This is a genomic window from Buttiauxella agrestis ATCC 33320 (genome assembly GCF_000735355.1).
Classification (GTDB): domain Bacteria; phylum Pseudomonadota; class Gammaproteobacteria; order Enterobacterales; family Enterobacteriaceae; genus Buttiauxella; species Buttiauxella agrestis.
Window position 1 is genome coordinate 1 of the sequence record NZ_JMPI01000040.1, and the last position, 9,951, is coordinate 9,951.

The window sequence follows — 9,951 nt, forward strand, 5'->3', positions numbered from 1 at the left end:
CAACCCTCTCCTTCTGGAGAGGGAATTAAAAGGTTTAGTTGCTCATTATGGAAACCCGGCGCGACGAACGCATCAATCGCCTGATTCAGGCGCTTAAACGCAGCGACAAAATTCACCTTAAAGAAGCGTCCGCTTTGTTGGGCGTTTCTGAAATGACGATTCGACGGGACCTTAATAGCGAACCTGGGCCGGTGGTTTTGCTGGGGGGATATGTGGTTCTCGAACCCCGCAGCGTCACGGCTAACCACTATCTGTTAAGTGACCAAAAAACCCGTCGTATTGAAGAAAAACGCCATGCGGCGCGTATCGCTGCGGCATTAGTTCGCCCGCACCAGACGGTATTCTTTGATTGCGGCACCACCACGCCTTACATCATTGAAGCGCTGGACGATGAGCTGGAATTTACCGGAGTGTGTTACTCGTTAAACACATTTCTGGCGTTGCAGGATAAACCCGGCTGTCGGGTTATTTTGAGCGGCGGCGAATTTCACTCCAGCAATGCGATTTTCAAACCGATTAATTTCCAGGAATGTCTGAATAACTTTTGCCCGGATATCGCCTTTTTCTCGGCGGCGGGCGTTCATACACGTCACGGCGCGACCTGTTTTAATCTTGATGAGTTGCCAGTAAAACATTGGGCGTTAGCGATGGCGCAGCAGCGCGTATTGGTAGTGGACAGCAGCAAGTTCGGCAAAGTGCGTTCAGCCTGTATGGGGCCGCTTGCTAGTTTTGATTTGATTATCAGTGATGAAAAACCTGACGCGGCATTTGTTGAATTTGCCGCGTCAGAGAATATTCAGATTGAGTGGTAATAAATAAGCTATACCCAAAATATTTTGAGATTGCAGGTAGGCGGCAAGGACGTGAATCCCCAGGAGCTTACATAAGTAAGTGACTGGGGTGAATGGCCGTAGCCAACACCCCTGCAACTCAAAATATGAAGGGTATTAGAACCAGGAGCCGAACCAGGAATGGAACTTCATTAATACGAAGTCCCACATCCGGCTAAAGAAACCGCCCTCTTCTACTGCTTCCATCACCATCAGCGGGCGCTGTTCGATAGATTTGCCGTTAAGCTGGAAGTCGATTGTGCCGACAACCTGGCCTTTTTTCAGCGGCGCGGTTAGCTGAGGTTCGGTCAGCGAGAAGCTCGCTTTCAGGTTCTTCAACTGGCCGCGAGGAATAGTGACCGAACCCCCTTCGCCCGCCCCGAGATTCACTTCGCTCTTGTCACCAAACCACACGCGCTGGGTCACAAACGTGGCGTCTGGTTTAATTGGCGTCACGGTTTCGAAGAAGCGGAAGCCCCACGTCAGCAGTTTTTCACTTTCGTTGAAACGAATACGGTCAGTTTTGGTTCCCAGAACGACGGAAATCAAACGCATGTCGCCGGAGGTGGCCGATGCAACCAGGTTGTAGCCTGCCCCGGTGGTCGTGCCGGTTTTCATACCGTCAACGTTAAGATTGCTGCTCCACAACAAGCGGTTACGGTTCGGCTGCTTGATGTTGTTGAAGGTGAACTCTTTCTCTTTATGGATAGCGTACTCTTCAGGCACATCATGAATTAACGCTTTGCCCAGCAGCGCCATATCACGCGCGGTACTGAACTGCCCCGGTGCATCCAGGCCATGTACGGTTTTGAAGGTGGTGTTAGTGAGGTTCAGCTTTTGCGCATAGTTGTTCATCAGGCTGACGAACGAGTCCTGGCTGCCTGCAACGTAATCGGCAATCGCAATACTTGCATCGTTACCAGACTGAATGATCACGCCTTTGTTCAGATCTTCAACCGAGACTAAATCGCCCGGCTTGAGGAACATCAGCGACGAACCACGCAGCGCCGGGTTGCCCGTTGCCCACGCATCTTTGCCGATAGTGACCATATCAGTCAGCTTGATTTTATCCGCTTTGATAGCCTGCCCGACGACATAGCTGGTCATTAGTTTGGTCAGGCTCGCCGGATCAAGCTGCAAGTCGGCGTTCCCTTCGGCCAATACTTTGCCACTGGCATAATCCATTAAGATCCAGGCTTTAGCATCAACTTGCGGTGCATCAGCAGTTTGTTCTGCACTAACCGCTGGCGCGGCTACCAACAGCAGGGTCGACCCTGCCAGTAATGCTCGAAGCGAAGCAGGGATTTGCAAAGTTTTCATAACACCACCCAGTATCCATTCTATAAAAGTCACGACACACGCCGTTACTCAATCGTTCAAGTTGCCAGTAAGCTAACTTGTGAAACCACATAATGAAACATAGTGTTGGTAAAGTTTTTTAAGTTTATTCGATAACTGCCTGACTTGCCGCCACGTTGATGAGTTTTTTACCTGCCGTTGAGTTTCGCTGCTGTTTTCTTCATCAGCCCGCGGCATACTGGGATGAAAACCAACATAGAGGAAACAAAATGATTACTGTTTGGGGCAGAGACAATTCAACAAACGTGAAGAAAGTGTTGTGGTGCCTGGAAGAGTTAGGCGTGGCGTATCACTCGGTTCCTGCTGGCGGGAAGTTTGGTAAAACCCACGATGCCGAATATCTGGCCATGAACCCTAACGCGTTAGTGCCCTGTATTCATGATGACGCTACCGACCTGACGTTATGGGAGTCCAATACTATCGTGCGTTATCTGGCCGCGCAGTATGGCAAAGAGTCGTTGTGGATTGCAGATCCCGCGACGCGTGCGCGTGGCGAAAAATGGATGGATTGGGCAGGAACAACGTTAGCAGGCCCACACCGTGGCGTATTTTTCAGCCTGGTGCGAATTGCGCCGGAAGATCGCAGTCAAAAACTTATCGACGAGAGTATCGAGCAATGTAACGCGCTGTTTGCCATCATTGAAGCCGAACTGGCGAAGCAAAAATGGCTGGGCGGCGATGCGTTCAGCGTGGCGGATATCGCCCTTGCGCCGAGCGTTTACAACCTGCTCAATCTCGACGTGCAATGGCATGATTTTCCGAACCTGCAACGCTGGTATCAACAACTGACCCAGCGTCCGGCGTTTAAGAAAATCGTTATGATTCCACTGAGTTAGAAACTCATTCCGTAGGTCGGATAAGCGCAGCGTCATCCGACACTTTCACCTGCAATGACAACCGCAAATGGTGGATGACGCTATCGCTTATCCACCCTACAAAACCCGTTTATTTCGCTTTGTCATCATTCTCGGATGGGCTGATTTTCAGCAATTGCCCATCTGATTCGTCGGTCAGGACATACAGAAAACCATCCGGGCCGACGCGCACATCACGGATCCGCTCGCCGTGGTCATCAAGCAAACGGGTTTGTTCGGTCACTTTGTCGCCACTGAGCGTCAGCTCAATCAGGTTTTTCTCTTTTAGCGCGCCAATAAACAGCTTCCCTTTCCACTGTGGGAATTTATCGGCGTTATAGAACGCCATGCCGCTCACCGCAGGGGACACCTTCCAGTAATAAATGGGTTGTTCAGTGCCCGCCACAATTTCGCCTTTCGCTTCCGGGATAGGAAGCCCGCTGTAATTAATGCCCCAGGTCGCCAGCGGCCAGCCGTAGTTTTTACCTGCCTTTGCTACGTTGATTTCATCGCCACCCCGTGGGCCATGTTCGTTGAGCCACAGCTCGCCATTCGCCGGATTCAATGCCATGCCCTGCGGGTTACGGTGCCCATAAGACCAAATTTCACTGCGCGCGCCCTGCTTGCCGACAAACGGATTATCCTGCGGCACTTCGCCGTCTTGCGTCAGGCGCACCAGTTTGCCCTGAAGTTTATCCATATCCTGGGCTGTCGAACGCTGGTTGTTTTCACCCAGAGCGATAAACAAATAACCCTTGCCGTCAAACACCATGCGTCCGCCAAAATGATTGCCGGTCGAAAGTTTCGGCGTCTGGCGGAACACCACTTTGAAGTTTTCCAGGCGTTCCATATTGCGGCTTAAAGTGCCGTAGCCGACGGCGGTTCCGGCTTTATCATCGCTATTGCCTTCGGCAAAACTGAGCCAGACGCGGCGACTTTTTTCAAAATCCGGTGCCAGCACCACGTCCAGTAAACCTCCCTGCCCATGCGCCCAGACTTTTGGCACACCGACAATCGGATCGCTTAAGCCCTCCCCCGGTTGCCAGCGGCGTAATTGCCCGTCACGCAATGTAATCAGCATGCCCTGATTTTCAGGTAAAAAAGCCAGTGACCAGGGGTGATCAAGTTTGCTTTGCAGCACTTCAACTTTTACCCCGGCGGCATAAGTCATGCTTGCTGAAAGTAAGAGTGAAGCGGCGATGAATGTGCGAAACGGCAGCCGTGGCATGGACTTCTCCTTATCGGTTTATCCGATAAGGTTAGTCTTCCAGGCCAGGAGGGCGCGGAATTTTACAAAAACTTAAACAGGGGGAGTCAACTCCCCCTGATTGTCACGTTTCTACCGCCAGTTGGTGGCCCATAATCTCTTTCAGGCTGTCGGACAAATCAGACAGGCAACTTTCCAGTTTTCCTGCATCAATGGCAATGTATTGCGGGCAATCGTGACGCCCGGTCATCAGGCAAACTGCGGCAGAACACACCGCGCTCATTCCTTGATTCAGGCTGGCTATTTCTTGCAACGCAAGATGAGATTTGAGGCGTAAAGACTTCTCGCGATATTCATTCGACAAATCGAACAAGTTATCGCGCAGATGCTCAGTTTCAGCGACAGACATATACCCTTTCGCTTTTCTCATGCGCAGATAAGCGGCAATGTCTATTTTTGCGATGATCATCTTTTTCAAGAGATCGCGTTTGAGTGGCTCCCCAGTCATACATTTATCCTCCGTGTGGTTCAAATCAATAACACACACTTATAGTATGGATAAATTTTAACCGGGCCTGGTTTTTTTGCCGAGTTTTTTGATCCATGGCAATAAGCTTTACAAAGCTAACAATCGCAGCGAAACAAAGGATTACGCAGCGGCAGGAGCCCGACAAGTGGCCGCCTGCTGCTTCTCTTCAAGCATTTGCCGTAACACACTGTGCCCAAGGTTATTTTGCCAGGTGAAGCTGTTTTGCAGAACCACCACAGCGAAGTGATTCACGCGGTCAATACCGATATAGCTGGAGTAGCCCCCGATATATCCCACCTGATAAGTGATCGCTTGCTCACCATAAGTGTCCGTGACCCAGGCGATATTGGCGGCTTCTTTGTCACGCCGCTCGTTGTTACGCGGATAGTAGATTTGCATCGTATCGTTAATCGCTTTATCCAGCGTTTGATCGCCCGTGCTATCCAGATGGGCTGCGGCAAACGTCAGTAAATCAGCGGTGTCGGTGTACAAACCGCCTGCGCCCAGCATATTGCCGTGGAATTGCCAGTCCGGCACCACTTGCCCACGCGGAACAAACTTTGGCTGGCTACCCGCATGACCAATCGCCCGCTGGGGGTAACTTCTTAATTTCTGAGGGGTAAAGCTGCTGTTACGAAGATTCAGTGGTTCAAAGATCAGCGACTGAACCAGTTGGTCGGCGCGCTGCCCGGTTTGATAACGCAGAACATAATCCAGCACCGCGTAGCCAAGGTTGGAATAGCGTGGCTCGTCATTGTGCGGTTTTGAGAAATCAGCCAGGTCATTCACCACATCGTCGCTATCAAGATGGGCATAGAAATTCTCACCGTTGCCCAGATAGCGAATAAACGCGGTCAGCATCGGCAAGTCCATATTTTGCCGTGGCAAACCAGAAGTGTGCGTCACCAATTGCAGCAGGGTGATTTTTTTCGCGTCATCGCTTAACGGCACCGATGGCGGCAGCAAAGTTTCAAGAGTATCTGACCAATGCAGACGCCCCTGCGCCACCAGCACCGCCGTTGCTTCGGCGGTCATGCCTTTACTGAGCGAGCCAACCGCAAACAGCGTGTGCTCATCGACCGGATACTGATGTTCGCTATCGGTGACACCAAAATGCCAGTAATGGCGTTGGCCATTTGCATCAATCACCCCCACCACCATCGCGGGCGATTGCTGTTCAACCATGCTGGGAAGCCACTGGTTGATATCACGCGCTTGTGAAGCGCCACAAACACGCTGCGCCTTTTGCGGCGCTTCGGCCTCAGGGGCGACGTTAGACAGCGTTCCACACCCCGCCAGCGTAAAACTGAGCAGCAGCGTACTCAGGCCCGCCAGGCGACAGTGTGGCTGCATCGTTAATTCGCCGCAACACAAGGTTTGGCATCAAGGCCAATCAGCATCGTTCGGTTTTCACCGACTTTCTTCAGGCCGAAGTTACTGCTGTGGTAACGGTAAAACGCCTGCCCACCGGACATATTTTGATAGGAATAACGGTCGCCGTTATACCAGGCGTAGTCGCCATCTATTGCCAGTTTTTCACCGCCACAGACAAACTTTTGCGCGGTTGCAGGAGGCGTGTTGAGCGGGGTTGGAATCACGTTACAAGCCGACAGCAACAAGGCACCCGTCAGCATCCCGGAAAGGGCTAAAATCTTACGCATATTGCGGTTCTCTCTTTGAGCGGGAGGTTTCAATATAAACTTCAAGCAAACGAAGCGGGGAGATAATAGAGCCAGCTTACCCACTAAGCAAAAATAAGCCTTATCCAATCGTCTGAAATTGTTTGCGCGGCAGTTTAAAAACAACCAGTAGAGCCTTGCCCAAAACCCGTGTAGAATCGCCCGGCTTTTATTTTCTGTTTACTTTGTGAGCGTAACCCGTATGCAACAACCCCGTATTGGCTTTGTATCCCTCGGCTGCCCAAAAAACCTCGTTGATTCTGAACGGATTCTGACTGAGCTGCGCACCGAAGGTTACGATGTAGTGCCTAGCTATGATGATGCCGATATGGTTATCGTTAACACCTGTGGCTTTATCGACAGTGCCGTACAAGAGTCGCTCGAAGCGATCGGCGAAGCGCTGAACGAAAATGGCAAAGTGATTGTGACCGGCTGTTTAGGGGCCAAAGAAGATCAAATCCGCGAAGTGCACCCTAAAGTTCTGGAAATCACCGGCCCACATAGCTACGAGCAAGTTTTGCAGCACGTTCACCACTATGTGCCGAAACCAAAACATAACCCGTTCCTGAGCCTGGTACCGGAACAAGGCGTGAAACTGACCCCACGTCACTACGCCTACCTGAAAATTTCCGAAGGCTGCAACCACCGTTGCACCTTCTGCATCATCCCTTCCATGCGTGGCGATCTCGACAGCCGTCCGATTGGCGATGTGCTGTCCGAAGCGAAACGTCTGGTAGATGCAGGCGTGAAAGAGCTGCTGGTTATCTCTCAGGATACTTCAGCTTACGGCGTGGACGTTAAGCACCGCACCGGTTTCTACAACGGTGAGCCGGTGAAAACCAGCATGGTTAGCTTGTGTGAACAACTGGCTAAACTCGGCGTCTGGACACGTCTGCACTACGTTTACCCGTATCCGCACGTGGATGATGTGATCCCATTGATGGCGGAAGGCAAGATCCTGCCATATCTGGATATCCCATTGCAGCACGCCAGCCCGCGTATTCTTAAGCTGATGAAGCGCCCAGGCAGCGTTGATCGCCAGTTGCAGCGCATTAAGCAATGGCGAGAGATCTGCCCGGATCTGACGCTGCGTTCCACCTTCATTGTGGGCTTCCCAGGCGAAACCGAAGAAGACTTCCAGATGCTGCTCGACTTCCTGAAAGAAGCGCGTCTGGATCGTGTTGGTTGCTTCAAGTTCAGCCCGGTAGAAGGTGCGACCGCCAACGAACTGGCCGATCCGGTGCCAGAAGAAGTAAAAGAAGAGCGCTGGAACCGCTTCATGCAGCTGCAACAGCAGATTTCTGCTGAACGTCTGCAAGAAAAAGTGGGCCGCGAAATTCTGGTTATCGTTGATGAAGTTGACGAAGAAGGCGCGATTGGCCGCAGCATGGCTGACGCTCCAGAAATCGACGGCGCGGTTTACCTGAACGGCGAAACCAAACTGAAACCAGGTGATGTGGTGCGCGTGAAAGTTGAAAACGCGGACGAATATGACCTGTGGGGTTCAGTGGTTTAAGTTCTGAATGTCGGATGACGCTTACGCTTATCCGACCTACGAAATAGAGTTGTAGGGCGGATAAGCGTAAGCGTCATCCGCCTTTTTTCTTTGAAATTACCCTTTTATCTTCGGGTCCAACGCATCCCGCAACCCATCCCCCAGCAAATTAAACGCCAGCACCGTCAGGAAGATCGCCAGGCTCGGAAAGAGCGCGACGTGAGGTGCTATCACCATATCGGCCCGCGCTTCGTTGAGCATTGCGCCCCATTCCGGCGTGGGGGGCTGAGCGCCTAAACCCAAAAACGACAAACTCGCCGCCGAAATAATCGACGTCCCGATACGCATGGTGAAATAGACCACAATCGACGAAACCGTACCCGGCAGAATATGGCGGAAAATAATCGTCGCATCAGATGCGCCAATGCTGCGTGCCGATTCGATAAAGGTTTGGTGTTTCAGTACCAGCGTATTGCCGCGCACCAGGCGGGCAAAGGCCGGAATGCTGAAAATGGCCACCGCGATAATCACGTTCGACATGCCGCTGCCCATTACCGCAACCACGGCTATCGCCAGCAAAATCCCAGGGAAGGCGAACAGCACGTCGCAAATGCGCATAATCACCCGGTCCCACCAGCCTTCGTAATATCCCGCCAGCAGCCCGAAGAACGTGCCGATCAGCGCCCCGATTAAGACCGAAAATACCCCCGCCGCCAGCGAGATTTGCGCCCCGACCAGAACCCGACTGAAAATATCGCGCCCGAGAGAATCCACGCCAAACCAGTGCAGCATCGACGGGCCATCGTTGAGCCGGTCATAATCGAAATAGTTTTCGGCATCGAACGGCGAAATCCACGGGGCAACCAGCGCCACCACAATCAGAAACAGCACGAACAACCCGGCAAGCATCGCCACCGGCTGTTTGCGTAAGCGGCGCAGAAATTCGTGCCACGGCGTGCGCACCTGGTTTGGCCGAACAATCGGCATCGCGTTCAGTACCGCCTGGCGTCGCCAGTTAAAGAGTCGCATCCTTACTTGTACCTGATGGCCGGGTTAATGGCGGCGTACAGCAAATCCACCACTAAGTTGATAACAATAAATTCCAGCGAAAACAGCAACACTTCCGCCTGAATCACCGGGTAGTCACGCATTTCGACTGAATCCACCAGCAAGCGCCCAAGCCCTGGCCAGTTAAAGACTTTTTCGACAACAATCGAACCGCCGAGCAGGAAACCGAACTGCAATCCCATCATGGTGACGACCGGAATCATCGCGTTGCGCAGACCGTGTTTAATCACAATCAGCGTTTCGCTCACCCCTTTGGCGCGTGCGGTGCGCATGTAATCTTCTTGCAGCACATCCACGAACGAAGCACGCGTAAAACGTGCCATCACCGCAGCGACCGCTGCCCCCAGCGTGACAGACGGCAAAATGTAGTGCTGCCAGCTATCGGCACCGACCGTCGGCAGCCAGCCCAGTTCGACGGAAAAAACCTGCATCAGCAACATGCCGAGTGCAAACGCGGGGAATGAAATACCGGAAACTGCGATCGTCATGCTGAGTCTGTCCGGCCAGCGGTTACGCCACACGGCAGCAATAATGCCGGTGAACAGACCAAAAATAACCGCCCAAACCATGCTGGTGATAGTGAGCCAGAAAGTGGGCATAAAGCGGCTGGCGATCTCTTCGGAAACCGGACGGCGCGAAACCATCGAGGTGCCGAAATCCCCCTGCACAATGTTGCCGATGTAGTGCAAAAATTGCTGCCACAGCGGTAAATCCAGCCCCAACTGTTTGCGCACCATTTCAATCACGGTGGCATCCGCTTCCGGCCCGGCGATTAAACGCGCCGGGTCGCCGGGGAGCATATGGACGAACAGAAACACCAGCACCGCGACGATAAGCAGTGTGGGGATCAGGCCCAGCAGGCGTTTGAGGAAATAGTTAAACATTGTCCCCCCTCACCCTAACCCTCTCCCCCAGGAGAGGGGATTGGAT

Annotated in this window: 10 protein-coding genes; 3 read left to right on the top strand and 7 right to left on the bottom strand. The window is 52.5% G+C overall.

Features of this window, described 5'->3' with window-relative positions; translation table 11 throughout:
* Nucleotides 1-47: 47 nt before the first annotated feature.
* The gene (gene deoR / locus GBAG_RS13440) at nt 48-812 is read left to right on the top strand and encodes a DNA-binding transcriptional repressor DeoR (protein WP_034496928.1); all 765 of its coding nucleotides are present in this window, start codon (nt 48-50) and stop codon (nt 810-812) included.
* A 135-nt stretch (nt 813-947) separates the two neighbouring features.
* On the opposite strand, the gene dacC is transcribed toward deoR, so the two are convergent.
* Nucleotides 948-2,150, bottom strand: coding sequence for a serine-type D-Ala-D-Ala carboxypeptidase (gene dacC / locus GBAG_RS13445; RefSeq protein ID WP_034496931.1), 1,203 nt, complete (start codon nt 2,148-2,150; stop codon nt 948-950).
* 248 nt (nt 2,151-2,398) lie between these two features.
* Here dacC and GBAG_RS13450 point away from each other — a divergent pair, with 248 nt between their 5' ends.
* Nucleotides 2,399-3,025 carry a glutathione S-transferase family protein gene (locus tag GBAG_RS13450; protein WP_034496934.1) on the top strand — a complete coding sequence of 209 codons (627 nt, stop codon included), beginning with the start codon at nt 2,399-2,401 and terminating at the stop codon, nt 3,023-3,025.
* A 109-nt stretch (nt 3,026-3,134) separates the two neighbouring features.
* On the opposite strand, the gene GBAG_RS13455 is transcribed toward GBAG_RS13450, so the two are convergent.
* The 4 genes from GBAG_RS13455 to GBAG_RS13470 form a co-directional block, all read right to left on the bottom strand.
* Nucleotides 3,135-4,214 (bottom strand): PQQ-dependent sugar dehydrogenase, encoded by a 1,080-nt coding sequence (locus tag GBAG_RS13455; RefSeq protein ID WP_425591305.1) that lies wholly within the window; start codon nt 4,212-4,214, stop codon nt 3,135-3,137.
* Nucleotides 4,215-4,374: 160 nt separating this feature from the next.
* Nucleotides 4,375-4,758, bottom strand: a complete 384-nt coding sequence (locus tag GBAG_RS13460; protein WP_034496936.1) for a biofilm formation regulator BssR — start codon at nt 4,756-4,758, stop codon at nt 4,375-4,377.
* 141 nt (nt 4,759-4,899) lie between these two features.
* On the bottom strand, nt 4,900-6,132 hold the full coding sequence (locus tag GBAG_RS13465; RefSeq protein WP_034496939.1) for a serine hydrolase domain-containing protein: 1,233 nt from the start codon (nt 6,130-6,132) through the stop codon (nt 4,900-4,902).
* A 2-nt stretch (nt 6,133-6,134) separates the two neighbouring features.
* Nucleotides 6,135-6,440, bottom strand: a complete 306-nt coding sequence (locus GBAG_RS13470) for a hypothetical protein (protein ID WP_034496942.1) — start codon at nt 6,438-6,440, stop codon at nt 6,135-6,137.
* Between the two features lie 220 nt (nt 6,441-6,660).
* Here GBAG_RS13470 and rimO point away from each other — a divergent pair, with 220 nt between their 5' ends.
* The gene (gene rimO / locus GBAG_RS13475) at nt 6,661-7,974 is read left to right on the top strand and encodes a 30S ribosomal protein S12 methylthiotransferase RimO (RefSeq protein ID WP_034496944.1); all 1,314 of its coding nucleotides are present in this window, start codon (nt 6,661-6,663) and stop codon (nt 7,972-7,974) included.
* A 96-nt stretch (nt 7,975-8,070) separates the two neighbouring features.
* On the opposite strand, the gene gsiD is transcribed toward rimO, so the two are convergent.
* Both gsiD and gsiC read right to left on the bottom strand, forming a co-directional pair.
* Nucleotides 8,071-8,982 (bottom strand): glutathione ABC transporter permease GsiD, encoded by a 912-nt coding sequence (gene gsiD / locus GBAG_RS13480; protein ID WP_034496948.1) that lies wholly within the window; start codon nt 8,980-8,982, stop codon nt 8,071-8,073.
* Nucleotides 8,983-8,984: 2 nt separating this feature from the next.
* Nucleotides 8,985-9,905 carry a glutathione ABC transporter permease GsiC gene (gene gsiC / locus GBAG_RS13485; protein WP_034496950.1) on the bottom strand — a complete coding sequence of 307 codons (921 nt, stop codon included), beginning with the start codon at nt 9,903-9,905 and terminating at the stop codon, nt 8,985-8,987.
* Nucleotides 9,906-9,951 lie beyond the last annotated feature (46 nt).

Coding starts and splice junctions, on each gene's coding strand:
- deoR (WP_034496928.1), top strand. CDS start 48: ATGGAAACCCGGCGCGACGAACGCATCAATCGCCTGATTCAGGCGCTT.
- dacC (WP_034496931.1), bottom strand. CDS start 2,150: ATGAAAACTTTGCAAATCCCTGCTTCGCTTCGAGCATTACTGGCAGGG.
- GBAG_RS13450 (WP_034496934.1), top strand. CDS start 2,399: ATGATTACTGTTTGGGGCAGAGACAATTCAACAAACGTGAAGAAAGTG.
- GBAG_RS13455 (WP_425591305.1), bottom strand. CDS start 4,214: ATGACTTATGCCGCCGGGGTAAAAGTTGAAGTGCTGCAAAGCAAACTT.
- GBAG_RS13460 (WP_034496936.1), bottom strand. CDS start 4,758: ATGACTGGGGAGCCACTCAAACGCGATCTCTTGAAAAAGATGATCATC.
- GBAG_RS13465 (WP_034496939.1), bottom strand. CDS start 6,132: ATGCAGCCACACTGTCGCCTGGCGGGCCTGAGTACGCTGCTGCTCAGT.
- GBAG_RS13470 (WP_034496942.1), bottom strand. CDS start 6,440: ATGCGTAAGATTTTAGCCCTTTCCGGGATGCTGACGGGTGCCTTGTTG.
- rimO (WP_034496944.1), top strand. CDS start 6,661: ATGCAACAACCCCGTATTGGCTTTGTATCCCTCGGCTGCCCAAAAAAC.
- gsiD (WP_034496948.1), bottom strand. CDS start 8,982: ATGCGACTCTTTAACTGGCGACGCCAGGCGGTACTGAACGCGATGCCG.
- gsiC (WP_034496950.1), bottom strand. CDS start 9,905: ATGTTTAACTATTTCCTCAAACGCCTGCTGGGCCTGATCCCCACACTG.